At 67.1% G+C, this 23945-nt stretch carries 12 protein-coding genes and 9 pseudogenes; 11 read left to right on the forward strand and 10 right to left on the reverse strand.

What is annotated here, in order from left to right; translation table 11 throughout:
* Window positions 1-80 precede the first annotated feature (80 nt).
* From carA to ACHMXE_RS26145, 5 genes and pseudogenes are all read left to right on the forward strand, one after another.
* Window positions 81-1274: pseudogene (gene carA / locus ACHMXE_RS26125) on the forward strand (glutamine-hydrolyzing carbamoyl-phosphate synthase small subunit).
* Window positions 1267-4514, forward strand: a pseudogene (gene carB, locus ACHMXE_RS26130) (carbamoyl-phosphate synthase large subunit). The pseudogenes carA and carB overlap by 8 nt, the downstream one beginning before the upstream one ends.
* Before the next feature lie 8 nt (window positions 4515-4522).
* Window positions 4523-5393, forward strand: a pseudogene (locus ACHMXE_RS26135) (Kdo hydroxylase family protein).
* Between the two features lie 64 nt (window positions 5394-5457).
* Entirely contained in the window at window positions 5458-5937 is a 480-nt protein-coding gene (gene greA, locus ACHMXE_RS26140; RefSeq protein ID WP_203201191.1) for a transcription elongation factor GreA, read from the forward strand.
* An 11-nt stretch (window positions 5938-5948) separates the two neighbouring features.
* A complete protein-coding gene (locus ACHMXE_RS26145; protein WP_395352232.1) occupies window positions 5949-6368 on the forward strand; it encodes a DUF4149 domain-containing protein in 420 nt (139 codons plus the stop codon).
* Window positions 6369-6384: 16 nt separating this feature from the next.
* Here the strand turns inward: ACHMXE_RS26145 and ACHMXE_RS26150 are convergent, their stop codons facing one another.
* Together ACHMXE_RS26150 and ACHMXE_RS26155 are read right to left on the reverse strand one after the other, a co-directional pair.
* The gene (locus ACHMXE_RS26150) at window positions 6385-7143 is read right to left on the reverse strand and encodes a glycosyltransferase (protein WP_395352234.1); all 759 of its coding nucleotides are present in this window, start codon (window positions 7141-7143) and stop codon (window positions 6385-6387) included.
* 2 nt (window positions 7144-7145) lie between these two features.
* On the reverse strand, window positions 7146-7625 hold the full coding sequence (locus tag ACHMXE_RS26155) for a YhbY family RNA-binding protein (RefSeq protein ID WP_093342246.1): 480 nt from the start codon (window positions 7623-7625) through the stop codon (window positions 7146-7148).
* A gap of 87 nt (window positions 7626-7712) precedes the next feature.
* Between ACHMXE_RS26155 and ACHMXE_RS26160 the strand changes: the two genes are divergently transcribed.
* From ACHMXE_RS26160 to ACHMXE_RS26185, 6 genes are all read left to right on the forward strand, one after another.
* A complete protein-coding gene (locus ACHMXE_RS26160) occupies window positions 7713-8375 on the forward strand; it encodes an RlmE family RNA methyltransferase (RefSeq protein ID WP_395352236.1) in 663 nt (220 codons plus the stop codon).
* Window positions 8376-8535: 160 nt separating this feature from the next.
* On the forward strand, window positions 8536-10458 hold the full coding sequence (gene ftsH / locus ACHMXE_RS26165) for an ATP-dependent zinc metalloprotease FtsH (protein WP_057591678.1): 1923 nt from the start codon (window positions 8536-8538) through the stop codon (window positions 10456-10458).
* A gap of 89 nt (window positions 10459-10547) precedes the next feature.
* Complete coding sequence (gene folP, locus ACHMXE_RS26170) at window positions 10548-11384, forward strand: dihydropteroate synthase (protein ID WP_395352238.1); 837 nt, start codon at window positions 10548-10550, stop codon at window positions 11382-11384.
* A 76-nt stretch (window positions 11385-11460) separates the two neighbouring features.
* Window positions 11461-12798, forward strand: a complete 1338-nt coding sequence (gene glmM, locus ACHMXE_RS26175) for a phosphoglucosamine mutase (RefSeq protein ID WP_209541429.1) — start codon at window positions 11461-11463, stop codon at window positions 12796-12798.
* Window positions 12795-13277, forward strand: coding sequence for a GNAT family N-acetyltransferase (locus tag ACHMXE_RS26180; protein ID WP_395352240.1), 483 nt, complete (start codon window positions 12795-12797; stop codon window positions 13275-13277). Before glmM ends, ACHMXE_RS26180 begins: the two co-directional genes overlap by 4 nt.
* Window positions 13278-13457: 180 nt before the next feature.
* Entirely contained in the window at window positions 13458-15011 is a 1554-nt protein-coding gene (locus tag ACHMXE_RS26185; RefSeq protein ID WP_395352242.1) for a hypothetical protein, read from the forward strand.
* Between the two features lie 187 nt (window positions 15012-15198).
* Here the strand turns inward: ACHMXE_RS26185 and ACHMXE_RS26190 are convergent.
* The 8 genes and pseudogenes from ACHMXE_RS26190 to ACHMXE_RS26225 form a co-directional block, all read right to left on the reverse strand.
* Window positions 15199-16471, reverse strand: a pseudogene (locus ACHMXE_RS26190) (acyl-CoA dehydrogenase family protein).
* Window positions 16472-16643: 172 nt separating this feature from the next.
* Window positions 16644-17733 (reverse strand): annotated as a pseudogene (locus ACHMXE_RS26195) (phosphotransferase).
* A gap of 1 nt (window position 17734) precedes the next feature.
* Entirely contained in the window at window positions 17735-18454 is a 720-nt protein-coding gene (locus ACHMXE_RS26200) for a Crp/Fnr family transcriptional regulator (protein ID WP_093342235.1), read from the reverse strand.
* A 77-nt stretch (window positions 18455-18531) separates the two neighbouring features.
* Window positions 18532-19311: pseudogene (locus ACHMXE_RS26205) on the reverse strand (oxepin-CoA hydrolase, alternative type).
* 8 nt (window positions 19312-19319) lie between these two features.
* Window positions 19320-20841, reverse strand: a pseudogene (locus ACHMXE_RS26210) (3-hydroxyacyl-CoA dehydrogenase).
* 168 nt (window positions 20842-21009) lie between these two features.
* Window positions 21010-22170: pseudogene (locus tag ACHMXE_RS26215) on the reverse strand (MFS transporter).
* 4 nt (window positions 22171-22174) lie between these two features.
* Window positions 22175-23181: pseudogene (locus tag ACHMXE_RS26220) on the reverse strand (D-2-hydroxyacid dehydrogenase family protein).
* Between the two features lie 207 nt (window positions 23182-23388).
* On the reverse strand, window positions 23389-23772 hold the full coding sequence (locus tag ACHMXE_RS26225; RefSeq protein ID WP_395352245.1) for a hypothetical protein: 384 nt from the start codon (window positions 23770-23772) through the stop codon (window positions 23389-23391).
* Between the last annotated feature and the right edge of the window lie 173 nt (window positions 23773-23945).

Raw genomic sequence — 23945 nt, forward strand, 5'->3', positions numbered from 1 at the left:
ACGCCATCTTCCCCTTAAGCAGCAGTCCCAAGGCTTCGAAGCCCGGGACGCCGGGCGACCGTAACCATCCGGAGAACCCAGTGCTTTTGTCTCTCAAGGGAAGTTTCCCGCCCGCCATCCTGGCGCTCGCAGACGGCACGGTCTTTCAAGGCAACTCGATCGGAGCCACCGGCTCCACCGTCGGCGAAGTGGTGTTCAACACCGCGATGACCGGCTACCAGGAAATCCTCACCGACCCGAGCTACTGCCAGCAGATCGTGACGCTCACGTATCCGCACATCGGCAACTACGGCGTCAATCCCGAGGACATCGAAGCCGACAAGATCCATGCCGCGGGCCTCATCATCCGTGACCTGCCGCAGATCGCCTCCAACTTCCGCCATACCGCGACGCTGTCGCAGTACCTGGTGGAAGGCAAGACCGTCGCCATCGCCAACATCGATACCCGCAAACTGACCCGCCACCTGCGTACGCATGGCGCGCAGAACGGCTGCATCCTGGGACTGGCCGAAGGGGAAGCGGTCACCCAGGCGCTGATTGACAAGGCCATCGCCGCCGCCAAGGCCGCGCCGAGCATGGCCGGCCTCGACCTGGCGAAGGTCGTGTCGGTCAAGCAGACCTACGAGTGGACCGAGACCGAGTGGAAGCTGGGTTCGGGCTACGGCGTGCAGATCACGCCGCGCTTCCACGTCGTGGCCTTCGACTACGGCGTCAAGAAGAACATCCTGCGCATGATCGCCCAGCGCGGCGCGCGCATCACCGTGGTGCCGGCGCAGACGCCCGCGGCCGACGTGCTCAAGCTCAAGCCCGACGGCATCTTCCTGGCCAACGGTCCCGGCGACCGGAGCCCTGCGACTACGCGATCAGCGCCGTCAAGGAACTGATCGAGACCGGCATCCCGACCTTCGGCATCTGCCTGGGCCACCAGATCATGGCGCTGGCCTCGGGCGCGAAGACCTTCAAGATGAAGTTCGGCCACCACGGCGCGAACCACCCGGGTCAAGGACCTCGACAGCGGCCGCGTCAGCATCACGAGCCAGAACCACGGTTTCGCGGTCGACGAGAAGTCGCTGCCGGCGAACCTGCGTCCCACCCACGTGAGCCTGTTCGACAACACGCTGCAGGGCCTGGCGCGCACCGACAAGCCGGCTTTCTGCTTCCAGGGCCACCCCGAAGCCTCGCCCGGCCCGCACGACATCGGCTATCTGTTCGACCGCTTCACGGCACTCATGGAAAAGAACAATACGGAAAAGACGGAGAAAGAGAATGCCTAAGCGCACAGACCTCAAATCGATCCTCATCATCGGCGCCGGCCCGATCATCATCGGCCAGGCCTGCGAGTTCGACTACTCCGGCGTGCAGGCCTGCAAGGCGCTGCGCGAGGAAGGCTACAAGGTCATCCTGATCAACAGCAACCCCGCGACGATCATGACCGACCCGGCCACGGCCGACGTCACCTACATCGAGCCGATCACCTGGCAGACGGTCGAGAAGATCATCGCCAAGGAGCGTCCCCGACGCGATCCTGCCGACCATGGGCGGCCGAGACCGCGCTGAACTGCGCGCTCGACCTCTGGCACCACGGCGTGCTCGACAGCGTACCAGGGCGCGGCCACCGGCAAGCCGGTCGAGCTGATCGGCGCCACGCCCGAGGCCATCGACAAGGCCGAGGACCGCCTGAAGTTCAAGGACGCGATGACCAAGATCGGCCTGGGCTCGGCGCGCTCGGGCATCGCGCACTCGATGGACGAGGCCTGGGCGGTGCAGAAGAGCGTGGGCTTCCCGACCGTGATCCGCCCGAGCTTCACGCTCGGCGGCACCGGCGGCGGCATCGCCTACAACTCGGAGGAGTTCGAGACCATCTGCAAGCGCGGCCTCGAGGCCTCGCCGACCAACGAGCTGCTGATCGAGGAATCGCTGCTCGGCTGGAAGGAGTACGAGATGGAGGTCGTGCGCGACAAGGCCGACAACTGCATCATCGTCTGCTCGATCGAGAACCTCGACCCGATGGGCGTGCACACCGGCGACTCGATCACCGTGGCGCCCGCGCAGACGCTGTCCGACAAGGAATACCAGATCCTGCGCAACGCCTCGCTGGCCGTGCTGCGCGAGATCGGCGTCGACACCGGCGGCTCGAACGTGCAGTTCTCGATCAATCCGAAGGACGGCCGCATGGTCGTGATCGAGATGAACCCGCGCGTGTCGCGTTCGTCGGCGCTGGCCTCGAAGGCCACCGGCTTCCCGATCGCCAAGGTCGCGGCCAAGCTGGCCGTGGGCTACACGCTCGACGAGCTGCGCAACGAGATCACCGGCGGCGCCACGCCGGCCTCGTCGAGCCCTCGATCGACTACGTGGTCACCAAGATCCCGCGCTTCGCGTTCGAGAAGTTCCCGCAGGCCGACTCGCGCCTCACCACGCAGATGAAGTCGGTGGGCGAGGTGATGGCCATGGGCCGCACCTTCCAGGAATCGTTCCAGAAGGCGCTGCGCGGCCTCGAGGTCGGCGTCGACGGCATGAACGAGAAGACGCAGGACCGCGAGGTGCTCGAGAAGGAACTGGGCGAGCCCGGCCCCGAGCGCATCTGGTACGTGGGCGATGCCTTCGCCCAGGGCCTGAGCGTGGACGAGGTGTTCGCGCTGACCAAGATCGACCCGTGGTTCCTGGTGCAGATCAGGAGATCGTGAAGATCGAGCTCGAGCTCGAGACCAAGTCGCTCGACGACATCGACAAGGACACGCTGCTCGCGCTGAAGAAGAAGGGCTTCTCCGATCGCCGGCTCGCCAAGCAGCTGAAGACCACGGACACGGCCATCCGCGAGAAGCGCCGCGCCCTGGGCGTGCGCCGGTCTACAAGCGCGTGGACACCTGCGCGGCCGAGTTCTCGACCGACACCGCCTACATGTACTCGACCTACGAGGACGAGTGCGAGGCCGATCCGTCGGACAAGAAGAAGATCATGGTGCTCGGCGGCGGTCCCAACCGCATCGGCCAGGGCATCGAGTTCGACTATTGCTGCGTGCATGCAGCGCTCGCGATGCGCGAGGACGGCTACAGACCATCATGGTCAACTGCAATCCCGAGACCGTGTCGACCGACTACGACACCTCGGACCGCCTGTACTTCGAGCCGCTGACGCTCGAGGACGTGCTCGAGATCGTCGACAAGGAAAAGCCGGTCGGCGTGATCGTGCAGTACGGCGGCCAGACGCCGCTGAAGCTCGCGCTCGACCTCGAGGCCAACGGCGTGCCGATCATCGGCACCTCGCCCGACATGATCGACGCGGCCGAAGACCGCGAGCGCTTCCAGAAGCTGCTGCACGAACTGCAGCTGCTGCAGCCGCCGAACGCCACCGCGCGCACCGAAGCCGAGGCCCTCGAGAAGGCAGCGGCACTCGGCTATCCGCTGGTGGTGCGCCCGAGCTACGTGCTCGGCGGCCGCGCGATGGAAATCGTGCACGAGCAGCGCGACCTCGAGCGCTACATGCGCGAGGCGGTCAAGGTCAGCAACGACTCGCCGGTGCTGCTCGACCGCTTCCTCAACGACGCCGTCGAATGCGACGTCGACTGCCTGCGCGACGCCGAGGGCCAGACCCTGATCGGCGGCGTGATGGAGCACATCGAGCAGGCCGGCGTGCACTCGGGCGACTCCGCCTGCTCGCTGCCGCCCTACAGCCTGTCGGCCGAGACCGTGGCCGAGCTCAAGCGCCAGAGCGCCGCGATGGCCAAGGCGCTGAACGTGGTCGGCCTGATGAACGTGCAGTTCGCGATCCAGCAGAAGGACGGCAAGGACACGATCTACGTGCTCGAAGTCAATCCGCGCGCCTCGCGCACCGTGCCCTACGTCAGCAAGGCCACCGGCATCCAGCTCGCCAAGGTGGCGGCGCGCTGCATGGCGGGCCAGTCGCTCGCGTCGCAGGGCGTGACGAAGGAAGTCACGCCGCCGTACTTCAGCGTGAAGGAGGCCGTGTTCCCGTTCGTCAAGTTCCCGGGCGTGGACACCATCCTCGGCCCCGAGATGAAGTCGACCGGCGAGGTGATGGGCGTGGGCAAGACCTTCGGCGAGGCCTTCGTGAAGTCGCAGCTCGGCGCCGGCACGCTCCTGCCGAAGTCGGGCAAGGCCTTCATCTCGGTGAAGAACAACGACAAGACGCGCGCGGTCGAGGTCGCTCGCGGCCTGGCGCAGCTGGGCTTCGTGCTGATCGCGACGAAGGGCACGGCCGCGGCCATCAACGCCGCGGGCATCGAGTGCGCGACGGTGAACAAGGTAACCGAAGGCCGCCCGCACATCGTGGACATGATCAAGAACAACGAGATCGCGCTGGTCATCAACACGGTCGAGGAGCGCCGCAACGCGATCACCGACTCGCGCCAGATCCGCACCTCGGCGCTGCTGGCGCGCGTGACCACCTTCACCACGATCTTCGGCGCCGAAGCCGCGGTCGAAGGCATGCGCTACATGGACGACCTCGACGTCATCTCGGTGCAGGAGATGCACGCGCAGCTGGCCGCGGCCTGAGCCTCGCGATGGAAACGCAGCTCGTCGAACTGGCACTGGACGACTGGAGCGCGGCCACGCCCAACGAGGCGTGGATCGCCGCGCTCGAGGCCGGCAAGGTGCTGTACTTCCCGCGGCTGGGCTTCGAGCTGCTGCCGCAGGAGCGTGCGCTGCTCACGCCCGCGCTGCTGTCGCCCGACGTGCGCAACATCAGCCTCGACGCCAACGGCAGGCTCAAGGGCGCCGTGGGCGACGAGGCGGTGCAGCAACTCGCGGCCGGCATGGTCGGGCGCTTTCGGGCGCAGGCGCAGCAGCTGATCCACGGGCTGCTGCCGCACTACGTGGCCGCGCTGCGGCTCGCGCCCACCAGCTACCGCCCGGCGCAGGTCGAGACGCGCGTGCAGTCGTGGCGCGCCGACGACCGGCGGCTGCACGTCGATGCCTTCCCTTCGCGGCCCAACTACGGCGAGCGCATCCTGCGCGTGTTCACCAACGTCAATCCCGACGGCGCGCCGCGCGTGTGGCGCGTGGGCGAGCCCTTCGAGGACATCGCGCGCCGCTTCCTGCCGCGCGCCAAGCCCTATGCGCGCTGGCAGGCCAGGCTGCTGCAGGCGCTGCACGTGACCAAGTCCTTCCGCAGCGAGTACGACCACCTGATGCTGCAGCTGCACGACGGCATGAAGTCGGACCTCGACTACCAGAAGACCTCGCCGCAGGAGAACGCGGAGTTCCCGCCCGGCTCGGTCTCGGGTGTGCTTCTCCGACCAGACCTCGCACGCGGTGATGGCCGGGCAGTACATGCTCGAGCAGACCCTGCACCTGGACGCGGCGAAGCAATACAATCCCGCTTCGAGCCCGCTCGCCATCCTGAGCCGGCTGACCGGACGAACTCTCGTTTGAGAGCCTTCCCCCATCGACCGCCGAACGGCAGCGTTCGGCGGTTTCGCTTTATGGAGAACGATATATGGCGACAACCATCCCCATCACCAAACGCGGCGCGGAAAAGCTGCGCGACGAACTGCGCCGCCTCAAGACTGTGGAGCGGCCCGCGATCATCAATGCGATCGCCGAGGCACGCGCCCAGGGCGACATCAGCGAAAACGCCGAGTACGAAGTCGCCAAGGACCGCCAGGGCTTCATCGAGGGCCGCATCCTCGAGATCGAGGGCAAGCTCTCGGCCGCGCAGGTGATCGACCCGACCGAGCTCGATGCCGGCGGCAAGGTGGTGTTCGCCTCGACGGTCGAACTCGAGGAAGAGGACAGCGGCGATCCGGTCAAGTACCAGATCGTGGGCGAGGACGAGGCCGACCTGAAGCAGGGCCTGATCAACGTGTCGAGCCCGATCGCGCGCGCGCTGATCGGCAAGGAAGAGGGCGACAGCGTCGAGGTGCAGACGCCCGGCGGCCTCAAGCGCTACGAGATCGTGGCGGTCAGCTACCTCTGAGCGGCATCGCGATGAAAGACCGTGTCGCGCTGATGCTGGCCGCCCTCTGGTGGGGCAGCCTCACGACCATCGGCTTTCTCGTCGTGCCGATGCTGTTCGCGCGGCTCGGCAATCCCTCGGTGGCGGGCAACTTCGCGGCGCAGTTGTTCGAGGCCCAGAGCTGGATCGCGCTGCTGTGCGGACTGATCCTGCTGATCCATTTCCGCGCCAAGGCCGACGACGGCATGACCCCGCCGATGCTGACGGCCCTGTTCCTGGTGCTGGCCGCCATGCTGCTCGCGCTGTTGCAGCAGTACGCCGTGGCGCCGCGCATCGTGGCACGCGACAACCTCAAGCTCTGGCATTCGGTGGGCAGCGGGATGTACCTGGTGCAGTGGCTGTGTACCAGCGTGCTGCTCTGGCGCATGAGCGGCGGCCAGCGGCCGCGCTGAAGTCCGGGAGGAGGACCTACTCGGTCCAGTGCTCGGCAACCCAGTGCGCCGGGCGGATGTAGCGAAAGCGCCGGTTGCGCCGGCCGGCCAGCGCATCGGGCGGGTTGACCTCGCCGTGAAACACCATGATCCGCGCGTCCCGCGGCACGAACGGCGCCTTCCAGTAGTTGGCGGGCCAGGCCGGGATGCCGTGGTACTTGAAGCTCGGGCACCAGCCGTCGGGCCAGTAGGCCAGCTTGCCCTGCTTGTGCAGCACGTCGGACAGGTAGGTCTGCTCGTTGCGGTAACGGGCCTGCACCTCGTCGAGATGGTCGCGGAAGTAGCCGAGCACGTCGGCGTGCGCGCCGAGCTCGAAGCGGTAGACCGACGAATTGCCGGTGATGCGGCCGCGCCGCCAGAAGCGGTCGTAGTCGCGGATGATCAGGAAGTCGCCGGGCTGCTCGAAGAAGGCGTCGAGGCTGCCGACGATCACCACGTCGAGATCCAGGAAGAGGGCGGTTCCGCGCAGCCCGTGCAGGTCGGCCTCGAAGGTCGTCAGCTTCTTCCAGGCGCCGTCGCGCTGGCCCGGCGCCAGGTGCAGGTTCAGCGGCGGGATCGGCAGGCAGGTGACTTCGGGCCGCACGCCCTGGCCGTCGTCGGTCAGGCAGACGAAGCGGAAATCGCCGCTCAGGTGGCGGCGCACCATGGCGTAGAGGCGATTGACGTACTCGGGGCCGTACTTGGCGCCCCACTTCATGCAGAGGATATGGCGCACGGCGCCCTGTGCTGGCGCCAAGCTCAGTCCGCCTGGTTGCGCTTCTTGGCCGACAGCGGCCGCTTGGCCTTGGCGCGCTTGATCGTGCCGCCGGGCGTGAGGCGCTGGTTGCCGAGGACGCGCAGGGTCTTGATCTCGGGGCGCTGGCCGCCGCGCTTGCTGTACTTGACGATCTTCACGTCGCGCGGGCCGGGCATGCGGTCCTCGTCGACGACGCGTTCCTTCTCGGGCTTCGGACGCCACAGCACCAGCAGCTTGCCGATGTGCTGGATCGGGGCGGCATCGAGCTCGTCGGCCAGCTCCTGCAGCATCGCTTCGCGCGCGGCGCGGTCGTCGGAGAAGACGCGCACCTTGATGAGGCCGTGGGCCTTGAGGGCCGCATCGGCCTCTTTCTTCACGGCAGGGGTGAGCCCGTCGCCACCGACCATGACGATCGGATCCAGGTGGTGAGCTTCGGCGCGGTGCACCTTGCGCTCGGCAGGGGTAAGTTGAATGGCGGGCATCCCCGTATTATCGGACGTAGATCAGCACCTCCACGAGCCGAACCGCCAGCCCCCGTAGAAACCGGGGCCCGGCACCCAGGCCAATCCATGAGCACCAAGGCGAAGCCCAAGAAAGTCAACAAGGCGTGGTTGCACGACCACATCAACGATCCCTACGTGAAACTGGCCACGAAGGAGGGCTACCGTGCCCGCGCGGCCTACAAGCTCAAGGAAATCGACGAGGCGCTGGGCCTCGTCAAGCCCGGCCAGCTGGTGGTCGACCTCGGGTCGGCCCCCGGCGCCTGGAGCCAGTACGTGCGCCGGCGCATGTCGCCGGGCGGGGCCGCCACGGGCGCGCTCGAGGGCACCATCGTCGCGATCGACATCCTGCCCATGGAGCCGATCGAGGGCGTGAACTTCCTGCAGGGCGACTTCCGCGAGGACAGCGTGCTGGCGCAGCTCACCGAGGCGTTGGGCGGCCGCAAGGCCGACGTGGTGGTCTCGGACATGGCGCCCAACCTCTCGGGCATCGAGTCGGCCGACGCGGCGCGGATCGCCCACCTGATCGAGCTGGCCATCGATTTCTCGCAGCACCACCTCAAGCCCGAGGGGGCGCTGGTGGCCAAGCTGTTCCACGGCAGCGGCTACGACCAGCTCGTGAAGCTCTTCAAGGCCCATTTCCGCACCGTGAAGCCGTTCAAGCCCAAGGCTTCGCGTGACCGTTCGTCCGAGACCTTCATGGTCGGGATCGGCCTGAAAACCGGCGTCTGATACGCGTTGATACCGAAAACCCCCCAAACCCTTGTCAGGCTATGGCTGCTTTAGGGAAATCCGAGCTTTTCGCAGCTTGAAAAGCCTAAAATGGGGCGCAACTGCGTACCCAAGCGCGTATTTTCATCTTCCCGTCACGCGCTTTCGACTGGAGCTTCGTTTGAACAATCAGTGGTTTTCCAAGGTTGCCGTCTGGCTTGTCATCGCGATGGTGTTGTTCACTGTGTTCAAGCAGTTCGACACCCGCGGCGCCGCCGGTGCAGGCAATATCGGTTATTCGGACTTCCTCGAGGAAGTCCGTGGCAACCGCATCAAGAGCGCCACGATCCAGGAAGGCCAGGGCGGCAGCGAGATCGTCGCGATCACCAACGACGACCGCAAGATCCGCACCACGGCCACCTACCTCGACCGCGGCCTGGTCGGCGACCTGATCGCCAACAACGTCAAGTTCGACGTCAAGCCGCGCGAAGAGGGCTCCCTGCTCATGACCTTGCTGGTCAGCTGGGGTCCGATGCTGCTCTTGATCGGCGTGTGGGTCTACTTCATGCGACAGATGCAGGGCGGCGGCAAGGGCGGTGCCTTCAGCTTCGGCAAGAGCAAGGCGCGCATGATGGACGAGAACAACAACACCGTTACCTTCGCCGACGTCGCGGGCTGCGACGAGGCCAAGGAAGAGGTGCGCGAAGTCGTCGACTTCCTCAAGGACCCGCAGCGCTTCCAGAAACTCGGCGGCCGCATTCCGCGCGGCCTGCTGCTGGTCGGCCCGCCCGGCACCGGCAAGACCCTGCTGGCCAAGTCGATCGCCGGCGAAGCCAAGGTCCCGTTCTTCTCGATCTCGGGTTCCGACTTCGTCGAAATGTTCGTCGGCGTGGGCGCGGCCCGCGTGCGCGACATGTTCGAGAACGCCAAGAAGAACGCGCCCTGCATCATCTTCATCGACGAAATCGATGCGGTGGGCCGCCAGCGCGGCGCCGGCCTCGGCGGCGGCAACGACGAGCGCGAGCAGACCCTCAACCAGATGCTGGTCGAGATGGACGGCTTCGAAACCAACCTCGGCGTGATCGTCGTGGCCGCGACCAACCGTCCCGACATCCTCGACGCCGCGCTGCTGCGTCCGGGCCGTTTCGACCGCCAGGTCTACGTCACGCTGCCCGACATCCGCGGCCGCGAACAGATCCTCGGCGTGCACATGCGCAAGGTCCCGCTGGGCCAGGACGTGAATCCGAGCGTGATCGCGCGCGGCACGCCCGGCATGTCGGGTGCCGACCTGGCCAACCTCTGCAACGAAGCCGCCCTGATGGCCGCCCGCCGCAATGCGCGCGTGGTCGAGATGCAGGACTTCGAGAAGGCCAAGGACAAGATCTTCATGGGCCCCGAGCGCAAGAGCATGGTCATGCCCGAGGAAGAGCGCCGCAACACGGCCTACCACGAGTCCGGCCACGCCCTCATCGGCAAGCTGCTGCCCAAGTGCGACCCGGTCCACAAGGTCACGATCATTCCGCGCGGCCGCGCCCTCGGCGTGACCATGAGCCTGCCGGCGCAGGACCGCTACAGCTACGACCGCGAGTACATGCTGAACCAGATCAGCATGCTGTTCGGCGGCCGCATCGCCGAGGAAGTGTTCATGCACCAGATGACCACCGGCGCGAGCAACGACTTCGAACGTGCCACCAACCTGGCGCGCGACATGGTCATGAAGTACGGCATGAGCGATGCGCTTGGCCCGATGGTCTACGCCGAGAACGAAGGCGAAGTGTTCCTGGGCCGCTCGGTGACCAAGACCACGAACATGAGCGAGCAGACCATGGAAAAGGTCGACTCCGAAGTGCGCCGCATCATCGACGACCAGTACGCGCTGGCGCGTCGCCTGATCGAAGAGAACAGCGACAAGATGCACGCGATGGCCAAGGCCTTGCTCGAATGGGAAACCATCGACTCCGAGCAGCTCGACGACATCATGGCCGGCAAGGAGCCGCGCCCGCCCAAGGACTGGACGCCGCGCACGCCCCCCTCGGGCAGCAACGGTGGCGGCAACGGCGGCACGCCGGCCGTGAATCCGGAACCTTCGCCGACCGCCGCCTGAGAAGTGCGTCTGGCATCAAACAGCAACGGGGCCTCAGGCCCCGTTTTCCATGTTCGGGCCCTCGTGGCCGCATGACGATGCACCTCGCCATGTCTTCCTGGCAGACCTCCCGCTTCACGATCGACCTCGCGCAGCCGCGCGTGATGGGCATCGTGAACGTCACGCCCGACTCCTTCTCCGACGGTGGCGCCCATGCCTCCACCGCGGCCGCGCTGCGCCACTGCGAGCAGTTGCTGGAGGAGGGCGCCGACATCCTCGACATCGGCGGCGAATCCACCCGGCCCGGCAGTCCCGCCGTGCCGCTCGAGGCCGAACTGGCGCGCGTGCTGCCGGTGGTGCGCGAGGCGGTGAAGCTCGGCGTGCCGCTCTCCATCGACACCTACAAGCCCGAGGTCATGCGCGCGGTGCTCGACCTCGGCGCGGACATCGTCAACGACATCTGGGCGCTGCGCCAGCCGGGCGCGCGCGAGGCGGTTGCCGCGCATCCCTCGTGCGGCATCTGCCTCATGCACATGCACCGCGATCCGCAGACCATGCAGGCCGCGCCGATGGACGGCGAGGTCGTGCCGCAGGTGCTGGACTTCTGGCGCACGCAGCTCGACGCCCTGGCCGTGCTCGGCATCGCGCCCGAACGCATCGCGCTCGACCCCGGCATCGGCTTCGGCAAGACCGTGGCGCAGAATTTCGCGCTGCTGGCCCGGCAGCGCGAGCTGCTCGGCGCGGGCCATCCGCTGCTGCTGGGCTGGTCGCGCAAGTCCTCGATCGGCGCCGTCACCGGCATCGAGCAGGCCGCGCAGCGCACGGTGCCCAGCGTGGCCGCCGCCGTGCTCGCGGTCGATCATGGTGCTGCCATCGTGCGCGTGCACGATGTGCGCGACACGGTCGCCGCGCTCGCGGTCTGGCGCGCGATGAAGGCCGCCGCATAGCCATCGGATCGCCACGGCAGCCGGGCCAGGTTTCCTCAGAAATATTCCTTCAAACATCCCGAGAAAAGACAAGAACATGACTCGCAAGTACTTCGGCACCGATGGCATCCGTGGCACCGTCGGCCGTTCGCCGATCACCGCCGATTTCGTGCTGCGCCTCGCGCATGCGGTGGGCCGCGTGCTCAAGAAGACCGAGGCCCGGCCCACCGTGCTGATCGGCAAGGACACGCGCATCTCGGGCTACATGCTCGAGTCGGCGCTCGAATCGGGCTTCAACTCGGCCGGCGTCGACGTGGTGCTGCTCGGCCCGCTTCCGACCCCGGGCGTGGCTTACCTCACGCGCGCGCAGCGCGCCAGCCTCGGCGTGGTGATCAGCGCGAGCCACAACGCCTATCCCGACAACGGCATCAAGTTCTTCAGCGCGCAGGGCACCAAGCTCAGCGACGAGTGGGAGCTCGCGGTGGAAGCCGCGCTCGAGGAAGACCCGGTCTGGGTCGAGTCGGCCGGCCTGGGCAAGGCGCGCCGACTCAACGACGCGGCCGGCCGCTACATCGAGTTCTGCAAGAGCACCTTCTCCAACGACCTCACCTTGCGCGATCTGAAGCTGGTGGTCGACGCGGCCCATGGCGCGGCCTACCAGGTGGCGCCCGACGTGTTTCACGAGCTGGGTGCCGAGGTGCAGAGCATCGGCTGCACGCCCGACGGCCTCAACATCAACGACGGCTTCGGCGCCACGCACCCCGAGGCCCTGATCGCCGCCGTGACGGCTCAGAAGGCCGACTACGGCATTGCGCTCGACGGCGACGCCGACCGGCTGCAGCTGGTCGATGCCAGCGGCCGCCTCTTCAACGGCGACGAACTGCTCTACCTGATGGTGGCCGAGCGCATCGCGCGCGGCAGCAAGCCGGCCGGCGTGGTCGGCACCTTGATGACCAACAAGGCGGTCGAGGTGGCACTGCGCGGGCAGGGCATCGAGTTCGTGCGCGCCAAGGTCGGCGACCGCTACGTGCTCGAGGAGCTCGAGAAGCACGGCTGGCTGCTGGGCGGCGAGGGCTCGGGCCACTTGCTGGCGCTCGACTGCCACACCACCGGCGACGGCATCGTGAGCGCGTTGCAGGTGCTGCAGGCCTGCGTGCGCAGCGGTAAGAGCGTGGCGCAGCTGCTCGAGGGCGTGACGCTGTTCCCGCAGACGCTGATCAACGTGCGCCTGGCGCCCGGTCAGAACTGGAAGGACAACGCGGCGCTGGCCAGCGAAACGAAGCGCATCGAGGCCGAACTCGGCGACTCGGGCCGCGTGCTGATCCGTGCCAGCGGCACCGAGCCGCTGCTGCGCGTGATGGTCGAGGCACGCGATGCGCAGGTGGCCGAGGCCAGCGCCCGGCGTCTCGTGGCCACGGTGGAAGGCGCGAAGTGACGATCGAGGTCGTGCTCGTCGACTACCGCGACCCCGCGCAGGCCGCGGCGCTCGTCGAGCTGCTCGATGGCTACGCGCGCGATCCCGCCGGTGGCGGCACGCCCCTGAGCGCCCAGGTGCGCGCCAACCTGCCGGCCGCGCTCGCGGCCAGGCCGCAGGCCTTCAGCGTGCTCGCCTACGACGACGGACAAGCGGTCGGCCTGATCAACTGCGTCGAAGGTTTCTCGACCTTTGCCTGCCGTCCGCTGGTGAACGTGCACGACGTGGTCGTGGCGTCCAGCCACCGCGGCCAGCGGCTCGCGCAGCGCATGCTCGAGCGCGTGGAGCAGGAGGCCCGTGCGCGCGGCGCCTGCAAGCTCACGCTCGAGGTGCTGTCGGGCAACGTGTCCGCGCGCAAGGCCTACGAGCGCGAAGGCTTCGCCGACTACCAGCTCGACCCGGCCTTCGGCAGCGCGATGTTCATGCAGAAGAAGCTCTGAGATTCGTTCAGATAGGCAGCGAATCCAAAAACCTTCCTTGGGCTTGCAACCTCCGTTGATGATTTTTTGCGAATCAATTCGCAGAAAAAGGGTGAGTCCTCTTAAAAGGCTTTGAAGAAGCCGGTGTAGGATGCCACATCCATTCATAGAGCTTGCAAACAAGCCGAAAGGGAGTGAGTCATGATGAAAGATTGGTGCGTACGCGCGCTCAGTCGCGACAGTGCCCGTCGGCAGTCGGATGGTCATGCGGAATCCAATAATCCCCTAAACCATTTGATGCCTCGCCTGAAGTTGCCGGCTCTGCGCGAATTCAAGCGTTGCTTCCTGTTATTGGCTGTCCTGCCTTTTTCATCAAATGCAACGGGCTCGAATTACTCTGCGATCGCTCTGGCCGATCTTGCACGGGCGCAACAGGTTCTCCGTGATGCCCATCCGGCAGTAGCGCTGAAAACAGACCGGCCGTTCAACGATTGGTTTGTTCGAGGTTATGACGATGCCGAGAAACTTGCAATGCGGGCTGCAAACGCGCGGCAGGTATTGGCGGCGGTCCGCTATTACCTATCCGGTTTTCGCGACGGTCATGTGGCCGTCTGGGATCCGAACGCCTCCAGCAAGACAATGTGGGCCGGCTGGACCGCGCAGTGGAGGAGTGGCGAATGGCGGGTCGTGCGTGCCGCTTCAGGATGGCCCACTCCGTTGCCAGAGAAAGGGGCCATCCTGATCGCCTGCGATGGACTGAAACCATCCGAATACATAGATACCCACATCGCGCCTTTCGTGGACCGGCGCACCGGCTTGGAATCCGTTCTGGACAGGCTCGCACTGCTGCTTTCGAATCGAATTCCTCGTGACGGCATCTGGGAAAGAGAAAAACCGTATAGCTGCACTTTTGAGTCGAATGGGGAAACCCGGGAATATCGGCTCGATTGGAAAGCTTCGGATGCAGGAATTTATTCCTCGAACAGGCAACGACCCCGCACGGGCGTTGAGCCTTGGGGGAAGAATCGCTATTGGATCTATGCGCAGCAGTTCCTGTCTTCGGATTTGGAAAAAAACGAAATGGAAGACGCCATTTTGGCCATTCTGAGTGTTCCGGCGAAAGCCGATGTCGTCGTATTCGATGCGCGCGGAAACAACGGTGGAAGCAGTCTCTTCGGCTATCAACTGCTGGCGGCACTGATGCGACGAGATACACCAAATCTGGAAAGTGGTGCGCAAGCGTGGTGGCGTCCATCTCGAATTTCGGTGGATTGGTTTGCGCGCCTTGCGCGCGATGAATTGGCGCGCGCGGGGCCGCAGAGCGTCAGATACAGGAAGATTTCGGAGATGGAAAAATTCCTGAAAGAGGCGCATCAGAAATCCGGGCCCGATGTATTGGTTTCCGACGGTGCGATTGAAGGAAGCCAGTACCCGTCGCCTCCCGAGGGAGATTCATTCAAGGGTCGCGTCGTTTTATTGACGGATAAAAACTGCGCGAGCGCTTGCCTGGATTTTTCGGATCTGGTGCTCGCAGTTCCGGGCGCTTTGCATGTCGGTGAAGCGACCAGCGCGGACTCCGACTATCTCGACATCGCCGTGGTCGATCTGCCGAGCGGCTTGCAAATGGCCGTTCCCCAGAAGGTCTGGATCGGTCGGAGCCGAAAAGCAAACGAACCTCTCATCCCCGAGCACCTATTCGGGGGCGATATTCACGATACGCCATCGCTCCGCGCCTGGTTGGAGCCATTGCTGTAAGGCTTGAAGAACAGGTGGTCTGCCGGCGCCTTGCCACGATGGCGAGCTCTTGCTGCGCGGGAGTGGGGCTATCGAGCATCCTGTCATCCAAAAGCACAAAGCCCTCGCCGAGAGGCGAGGGCTTGAGGTTAGCCAGCAATCCGAGGGCGCGAAGATCGCGCCCTTTGCTTTTGGGAAAGCCGCCCGCTCAGAAGCGCGTGACCGGCATCTCCGCCTCGGCCTTGCCCGGCGCGTACTTGCCCAGCTCCCACTTGGCGATCGCGTTGCGGTGCACTTCGTCCGGGACCGTCGGCGAAGCGCAGGGTGCGCGCGCCGGCATAGGCGTAGGCGAGCGGGAAGTCGTCGCACATGCCGCCGCCGCCATGCACCTGCATGGCCCAGTCGATCACCTGGCAGGCCATCGAAGGCGCCACCACCTTGATCATCGCGATCTCGTTCTTCGCGACCTTGTTGCCGGCCACGTCCATGAGCCAGGCGGCCTTGAGCGTGAGCAGGCGGGCCATGTCGATCTTGCAGCGCGCCTCGGCGATGCGTTCCTGCGTCACGGTCTGCGAGGCCACGGTCTTGCCGAAGGCGATGCGCGACGAAGCGCGGCGGCACATCAGCTCGAGCGCGCGCTCGGCCAGGCCGATCAGGCGCATGCAATGGTGGATGCGTCCGGGGCCGAGGCGGCCCTGGGCGATCTCGAAGCCGCGGCCTTCGCCGAGCAGGATGTTGTCGACCGGCACGCGCACGTTCTCGAAGTACATCTCGACGTGGCCGTGCGGCGCGTCGTCGTAGCCCATCACGTTGAGCGGGCGCACGATGCGGATGCCCTTGGCATCGGCCGGCACGATCACCATGCTCTGCTGCGAATGCTTGGGTGCCTCGGGATCGCTCTTGCCCATGGTGATGAACACGGCGCAGCGCGGGTCGGCGGCGCCCGAGATCCACCACTTGTGGCCGTTGATGACGTACTCGTCGCCTTCGCGCGTGATGCGCGTCGAGATGTTGGTCGCGTCGCTCGAGGCCACGTCGGCTCGGTCATCGCGAAGGCCGAGCGGATCTGGCCTTCGAGCAGCGGCTTGAGCCAGCGTGCCTTGATGGCGTCGGAGCCGTAGCGCGCGATGGTCTCCATGTTGCCGGTGTCGGGCGCCGAGCAGTTGAAGGCTTCAGACGCCCATGGCACCCGGCCCATGATCTCGGCCAGCGGCGCGTATTCCTGGTTGGTGAGGCCGGCGCCGTCGTAGCCCGAGGCGGCCGCGCTGTCGACGGGCAGGAACAGGTTCCACAGGCCCTGGGCCTTGGCCTTGTCCTTGAGCTTCTCGACGGTCTTGAGCGCGGTCCAGCGCTTGCCGGCGGCCGTGTTGGCCGCGAGTTCGGCGCTGTATTCGGCTTCGGCGGGATAGATGTATTTCGTCCATGAACGCGCTGACGCGTTTCTGGAGGTCTTTGGTCTTGGCCGAGTATTCGAAATCCATGGGGGTCTCCGTTGGGGGTGAAGGGCGGGCGGCTCGGGTGGTGCCTAGCCGCCGGTACGGCCGTGTGCGCACAGGGTGCGTTGTGCGTTTCGTGAGCGCACGAGCGGGCCGGGCCTCCCCCGCGAGGGGCGGCGGATCACATGCCGGAGGGCGACGTGAAAGGCCGGGAGGCTCATGCTCGCTGCGCGAATTGCCAGGCCATTTCGGCCATGGGACGGGCACCGCGGCCCGAGGCCACGGCTTGCTCGCTCGATGCGGTGCCGGCCTCGACCCGCTTGGCAATGCCTTGCAGGATCGCGGCCATGCGGAACAGGTTGTAGGCCTGGTAGAAGTTCCAGTCGGGCGCCAGCGCCTCGGGCGTGGTGAGGCCGGTGCGCTCGCAGTACTTGCGGATGTATTCGCTCTCGGTCGGGATGCCCAGGCTCGCGTGGTCGAGGCCCGCGATGCCGCGGAAGGTCGCGCCCGAGATGTGCCAGGACATGCAGTGGTAGCTGAAGTCGGCCAGCGGATGGCCCAGTGTCGACAGCTCCCAGTCGAGCACCGCGATCGCGCGCGGCTCGGTGGCGTGGAACATCAGGTTGTCGAGCCGGAAGTCGCCGTGCACGATCGAGGTCATGTTCTCGTCGCGCGCGCTCGCGGGCATGTGCGCCGGCAGCCACTCCATCAGCTTGTCCATCTCGGGGATGGGCTGCGTGATCGAGGCCACGTACTGCTTGCTCCAGCGGCCGATCTGGCGCTCGAAGTAGTTGCCGGGCCTGCCGTAGTCGGCGAGGCCGCGCTCGGCGTACTTCACCGTGTGCAGCGCGGCTATCACGCGGTTCATCTCGTCGTAGATGGCGCTGCGCTCGGCATTGCCCATGCCCGGCAGCGACTGGTCCCAGAGCACGCGGCCCTGCATGAACTCCATCACGTAGAAGGCGCGGCCGATCACGGCCTCGTCCTCGCACAGGCAGTGCATGCGCGGCACGGGCACGTCGGTGCCGGCCAGGCCGCTCATCACCTTGAACTCGCGCTCCACCGCATGCGCGGAGGGCAGCAGCTTGGCGACCGGGCCCCGGCTTGGCGCGCATCACGTAGCTCTGCGTGGGCGTGACCAACTTGTAGGTCGGGTTGGACTGGCCGCCCTTGAACATCTCGACCGTCAGCGGGCCCTTGAAGCCCTCGAGGTTCTTCTCGAGCCAGGCCGACAGCGCGTCGACGTCGAAGGCGTGCTGCTGCGACACCGCGCGGGTGCCGACGAAGTTCGAAAAATCCTGGCTCATGCTATCGATCCGATTCCGAGACGCGCATCAGTGCCGCGCGATCGAGCACCACCAGTCCGGCCGGCTCGATGCGGATGATGTCCTCGCGTTCCATGGTCTTGAGTTCCTGATTCACGCGCTGGCGCGAGGCGCCCAGCAACTGCGCGAGTTCTTCCTGCGCCAGCTGCAGGCCGATGCGCATCTGGCTGCCGTCGTCCAGGTTGGGCACGCCGTAGCTGCGCACCAGGTGGATGAGCTGCTTGGCGAGCCGCGCGCGCAGCGGCAATGTGTTGAGGTCTTCCACCAGCCCGAACAGCGTGCGGATGCGCCGTGCCTGCAGGCGCATCAGCGCCTCGTAGAGCTCGACGTGCGCGGCCAGGATCTTCTGGAAGTCGGCGCGCGCCACGCACAGGATGGTGCTGTCGCCATGCGCATAGGCGTCGTGCGTGCGCCGGTCCCCGTCGAACATCGCCACGTCGCCGAACCAGATGCCCGGCTCCACGTAGGTCAGCGTCACCTGCTTGCCCGAGACGGCCGTGGAGCTCACGCGCACCGCGCCCCTGGCACAGGCGATCCAGTGCTCGGGCGGATCGCCGCGCGCGGCGATCAGGTCGCCGTCCTTGTACCGTCTGACGAATGCGCATCGGAGGATGTCGTGCCTGAGCGAAGGGGAGAGGGAAGAGAACCAGCGACCACTGTTGATCGCTTCACGTTCTTCGATGGTAAGAATGGGGTCGTCCATGGTCTGTCCTGTCGGCGACTGAAAGGCGTAGGGTTGTCACGGGAGCGACGCGAGGCGCCGCCGCCCGTCACGCGTACTCACTCGTACTGGGGCTTCTTCTTCTCGAGGAAGGCGGCGATGCCGATGCCGGCATTGGCGTGGTGCAGGTTGCGCACGAAGTGATCGCGCTCCTGGCTCAGTTGCGACGAGAGCGTGGCGCCGCGGCCCTCGCTCAGCAGTTCCTTGATGCTCGCGAGCGAGTTGGGCGCGCGCTCGTCGAGCTTGGCGGCCAGCGCGAGCGCACCGGCCAGGGCCTGGCCCGGATCGCTCAGCGTGTTCACCAGGCCCAGCGCATGCAGGCGCTCGGCGCCGATGCGCTCGCCGTTCATCAGCCATTCGCTCGCGAGCTGGCGCGGCAGCATCTGCGCGAGATGCCAGCTCAGGCCGCCGTCGGGCGACAGCGCGACGTTGCTGTACGAGGCGGCGAACACCGCGTCGCGCGCGGCCACCACGAAGTCGCAGGCCAGCGCGAGCGAGAAGCCCGCGCCCGCGGCCGGACCCTCGACGGCCGCGATCACCGGCTTCGGAAAGGTGCGGATCGAATCGATCCAGTTGTGCAGCCCCTCGATGCTCTCGGCCTGCACCGAGCGCTCGCGCTGCCGGTTGGCCTGCAGCCGCTGCAGCGAACCGCCGGCGCAGAACCACGGGCCTTCGCCCACGATGACCACGCTGCGGATCTCGCTGCTGTTCTCGGCGCCGTTGAGCGCCTCGATGCCGGCGGCATAGATCTCGGACCGAGCGCGTTGCGCTGGCTGGGATTGGCGATCGTCAGCACCATGGTGCGACCTTCGCTCGTGCTCTCTGAGTTCGGCGGTCATGTCGCGGCTCACTCTTCCTCGTGCAGCAGGCTCAGGCCCAGCGCGCCGCGGCGGCGCAGCCACGGGCTCGGGCGATAGCGCGGATCGCCGTAGACGGTCTGCATGTTGAACAGCACCTCGAGCATGTTGGTCGGTCCGTAGAGGTTGCCCATGGCCAGCGGGCCGCGCGGATAGCCGAGGCCCAGTTGCACCGCGGTCTCGAGGTCGCCCGGCGTGCACACGCGCTGCTGGCACATGTCGGCGGCGATGTTGACGATGGTGCCGATCACGCGCTGCGTGACGAAGCCGCCGCTGTCGCGGATCACGCTCACGGCCTTGCCGTCGCGCGCGAACAGGGCGTGCGCGGCGTCGCGCATGTCGCGCCGCGTGGCGGGGTTGGTGGCGAGCACGCGGCGCTTGCTGGCGGCGTCGTCGATCAGCATGTCGATGCCGACGGTGCGCGTGGCATCGAGGCGGTCGACGGCCGCGACCGTGGTGACGTCGAAGCCCAGCGGCGCGACCAGGATCAGCGACTGCGGCGCGGCGGAGGCGCCGCTGTCGATCTGCGCGCCCAGCGTGTTGACCAGCCGCAGCAGTTCGGCGCGGCGCGCCGCGCGCGGCGAGACCCACACGGCGGGCAGCGTATCGACCTTCGGCGCCGGCGCCTCGGGCGCTTGCTGCATCACTCCGTCCTCGTAGCGGTAGAAGCCTTCGCCGGTCTTGCGGCCCAGCGCGCCGGCCGCGAGGCGCTGCGCGGTGATCACGCTCGGGCGGTAGCGCGGCTCGTCGTAGTACTGGCGGTAGATCGATTCCATCACCGGATGCGAGACGTCGAGCGCGGTCAGGTCCAACAGCTCGAAGGGGCCGAGGCGGAAGCCCGCCTGTTCGCGCAGGATGCGGTCGACGGTCACGAAGTCGGCCACGCCTTCGCCCACGATGCGCAGCGCCTCGGTGCCGTAGCCGCGGCCGGCGTGGTTGACGATGAAGCCCGGCGTGTCCTGCGCCTGCACCGCGCTGTGGCCCATCTGCGTCGGCATAGCCAGCGAGCCGGCCGCAGACCTCGGGCGCGGTCTTGAAGCCGGCCACCACCTCGACCACCTTCATCAGCGGCACCGGGTTGAAGAAGTGGAAGCCCGCGAAGCGCTCGGGGTGCTTCAGGCCGGCCGCGATCGCCGTCACCGACAGCGAGGAGGTGTTGGTGGCCAGCGTCGCATCGGGCGCGACGATGGCTTCGAGCTCGGCGAACAGCTTGCGCTTGACCTCGAGGTTCTCGACCACGGCCTCGATCACGAGATCGCAGCCGGCCAGCGCCTGCGCCGACTCGGCGATCCGTACGCGCGCGATCTGGGCGTCGCGCGTGGCCTCGTCGATGCGGCCCTTCTCGTGCAGCTTGTTCCATTGGGCGACGATGGCATCGCGCCCACGCGCCGCGGCGCCTTCGAAGCTGTCGAGCAGCAGCACCTCGCTGCCGGCCTGGGCCGCGATCTGGGCGATGCCGCGGCCCATGGCACCGGCGCCGACGACGCCGATCCGGGTGTAGTTCACTGTCATGTGTGGCTGGGGTTTTTCAAAGGTTGAGAGATCTCTGGCGGGCCGCCCGCGCGTGCGCGCACGCCGGCCGCTGCAGCAGCGATTTTGCAGTCTGGCGGGAGCAGGGTTTCCCCGGTGTTTCTCGGGGAGGCTTGCGGGAGCCGGTGCGACCGGGTTTCGCCGCGCCGGTCAGGCCGTCCGGCGGCTGCGGTCGATGCCCGCGCTGAGCACCATGGCCACCAGCAGCAGCGCGAGCCCGACCCAGCTCATCCAGTGCATGGCATCGCGCGCCAGCAGCCAGCCGCCGAGCGCGGCGCCGAAGGCCTGGCCGATGTAGATGCCCGAGCTGTTGAGCGCCACCGAGCCCGGCGCCAGCGCGGGCGCAAGGCCAACCAGCCGCGCCTGCTGGGCCGAGTTGGTCGAGAAGCAGCCCAGGCCCCAGGGCGAGACCACCACCGCGATCCAGAACAGGCTGTCCGCCAGCGGCCAGAGCGCCAGGCTCAGCGCGATCAGGCCCGTGGTCACGAGCACCATGCGGCCGGCGCCCGCGCGGTCGATGATGCGGCTCACGACCATGTTGCCCCAGCAGGCCGCAGGCGCCGAACCAGCCCCACATCAGGCTCAACTCGGTGGCGTCGGCGCCGAAGCGCTGCTTGAGGATCGGGCCGAAATAGCTGAACAGCACGAACTGGCCCGCGCCCTGCAGCGCGGTGATCGACACGATGCCCATCAGCACCGGGCTGCGCAGCACGCGCGCCCAGGCCGCGGCCGTGAGCGCCACCGGCCGGATGCCGTTGGGCAGCGTGAGCCACACCGAGATCGCGCTCACGACGCTGAGCGCCGAGATCGCGAGGAAGGCCGCGCGCCAGCCGAAAATGGCCGCCGATCAGCGCGCCGATGGGCAGGCCCAGCACCGAGGCCATCGACCAGCCGAGGAAGACGAAGGTGACCGCGCGCCCGCGCTGCTCGGGCGGCACCAGCACTGCCGGCGCAGGCGGCGGCCTGGGGCGTGAAGATGGCCGGCGCGATCACCGCGAGCATGCGCACCGGCAGCAGGGCGCCGAAGCTCGGCATGAAGACCGACACCGCGTGCCAGGCCGCGTACCACAGCATCGTGAGGGCCAGCAGCCGGCGCCGGTCCCAGCCGGCCACCGCGGCCGCGAGCAGCGGCGCACCCAGGCAGGTGACGAAGGCCGCGGCCGTGATCAGCTGTCCCGCGGTGGCGGCGCTGACGTCGAGCGAGACGCTGATTTCGTTGAGCGTGCCCGGCACCACCATCACCCCGGTGCCGATCACGAAGTTGCCGGCGAGCAGCGCCCAGAGTGCGCCCCTCGGCGCCGGCTGGCTCACGGCTTCACCGCCGGACCTGCAACGCCCCGGGGTTGACGATGTTGGTGGGGTTGCCCTTGATGAAGCTCACGACGTTGTCGAAGGCCTGGCCGAAGTACATCTCGTAGCTCTCCTGCTCCACGTAGCCGATGTGCGGCGTGCAGATGCAGTTCTCGAGGCGCAGCAGCGCATGGCCCTGCAGCGGCGGCTCGCTCTCGAACACGTCGATCGCCGCCAGACCGGGACGGCCGCGGTTGAGCGCCGCGAGCAACGCATCGGACTCGACCAGCTCGGCGCGCGAGGTGTTGACGAACAGCGAGGTCGGCTTCATGCGCGAGAGGTCCTCGAGCGTGATCAGGCCGGTGGTTTCGTCGTTGAGCCGCAGGTGCACCGACAGCACGTCGGCCATCGCGAAGAACTCCTGGCGGCTCTGCGCCACCTGGAAGCCGTCGGAACGCGCCTTGGTGCAGCTCGCCTCGCGGCCCCAGATCACCACCTGCATGCCGAAGGCCTGGCCGTAGCGCGCCACGAGCTGGCCGATGCGGCCGTAGCCCCAGACGCAGAGCGTCTTGCCCTTGAGCACCGAGCCCAGCCCGAAATTGGGCGGCATCGAGGCCGACTTGAGCCCCGACTGCTGCCAGGCGCCATGCTTGAGGTTGCTGATGTACTGCGGCAGCCGGCGCATGGCCGACATGATCAGCGCCCAGGTCAGCTCGGCCGGCGCCTGCGGCGAACCCGACCCCTCGGCCACCGCGACGCCGCGCTCGGTGCAGGCGGCCACGTCGATGTGGCTGCTGATGCGGCCCGTCTGCGAGATCAGCTTGAGCTTGGGAGTTTCTCGATCAGCTGGCGCGAGATCTGGGTGCGCTCGCGGATCAGGACGATCACGTCGGCATCCTTGAGACGCACCGAGAGTTGGCCGATGCCCTTGACGGTGTTGGTATAGACCTTGGCTGCGTAGGCATCGAGCTTCGAAGCACAGTGCAGCTTGCGCACCGCATCCTGGTAATCGTCGAGGATCACAATATTCATGGCATGCCATTGTGCCTCGCAGCATGGAATCGGCGCGCCGGTGAACGTTTGGATACGGCCCCCGGGCCCCCAAGGGCGAAAACGGGGCAAAGGCGAAAGAAGGGCCGCGAAGAATGGGCAAAGGGCGATGTTGGCCCGCAGAGTGCCCTGGGCCCGAGGCGTCGTGCCCACGCGATCGAGCGATCGCGCGAGCCGAGCCTTGCTCCCTCAATGCAGGTGCACGGGGCGGGGCGACACGGCGGTGGTTTCGAGTGCCTCGAGCGCGGCGAGCCGGTCGAGCTCGGCGCACACATCCGCCATCCGGCCCGAGATCACCACGCGGTTGCTGTTGCGCGCGCCGCCCTGCTGGCGGTCGACGAGTCGTACCACCCGCAGCGGACGCGAGGGTGCCTGCGCCACGGCCGCGGGCGCGACGGCGTTGTGCCCGCTGTCGCCGCGTGCGACGCTCGACGGCCGTACCGACACATAGCGCAGCTCGCTGGCGCAGAGGTCGTCATCGCGACGGTGCGCGGGGCGGGCGGGCAGCCAGCGGCTCGCGAGCGACTGCAGCGGCATCCAAAGATCGACGAAGGTGAGGAGGGCGATTCCCATGTGAACTCCAAGAAGGTTTGAGGTTGAACACAGGCAGGATTCGTTGTCATCGGGCGCAGCAGGGTGATGGCGACAAAGCGCCATACGCCCGCCACCTGCGGCGACCGGATGGGGGATGCGTGGTGCGGATCCGCGATGCGGCTCGGCGATGCGGACCGCCCAGCCGGCTCGGC

This window comes from Variovorax sp. UC122_21 (assembly GCF_044056785.1).
GTDB lineage: Bacteria > Pseudomonadota > Gammaproteobacteria > Burkholderiales > Burkholderiaceae_C > Variovorax.

What these genes read in the sequence shown, in the direction of transcription:
- greA (WP_203201191.1), top strand. Translation starts at nt 5,458, where the DNA reads ATGGCGACAACCATCCCCATCACCAAACGCGGCGCGGAAAAGCTGCGC.
- ACHMXE_RS26145 (WP_395352232.1), top strand. Translation starts at nt 5,949, where the DNA reads ATGAAAGACCGTGTCGCGCTGATGCTGGCCGCCCTCTGGTGGGGCAGC.
- ACHMXE_RS26155 (WP_093342246.1), bottom strand. Translation starts at nt 7,625, where the DNA reads ATGCCCGCCATTCAACTTACCCCTGCCGAGCGCAAGGTGCACCGCGCC.
- ACHMXE_RS26160 (WP_395352236.1), top strand. Translation starts at nt 7,713, where the DNA reads ATGAGCACCAAGGCGAAGCCCAAGAAAGTCAACAAGGCGTGGTTGCAC.
- folP (WP_395352238.1), top strand. Translation starts at nt 10,548, where the DNA reads ATGTCTTCCTGGCAGACCTCCCGCTTCACGATCGACCTCGCGCAGCCG.
- glmM (WP_209541429.1), top strand. Translation starts at nt 11,461, where the DNA reads ATGACTCGCAAGTACTTCGGCACCGATGGCATCCGTGGCACCGTCGGC.
- ACHMXE_RS26185 (WP_395352242.1), top strand. Translation starts at nt 13,458, where the DNA reads ATGATGAAAGATTGGTGCGTACGCGCGCTCAGTCGCGACAGTGCCCGT.
- ACHMXE_RS26200 (WP_093342235.1), bottom strand. Translation starts at nt 18,454, where the DNA reads ATGGACGACCCCATTCTTACCATCGAAGAACGTGAAGCGATCAACAGT.
- ACHMXE_RS26225 (WP_395352245.1), bottom strand. Translation starts at nt 23,772, where the DNA reads ATGGGAATCGCCCTCCTCACCTTCGTCGATCTTTGGATGCCGCTGCAG.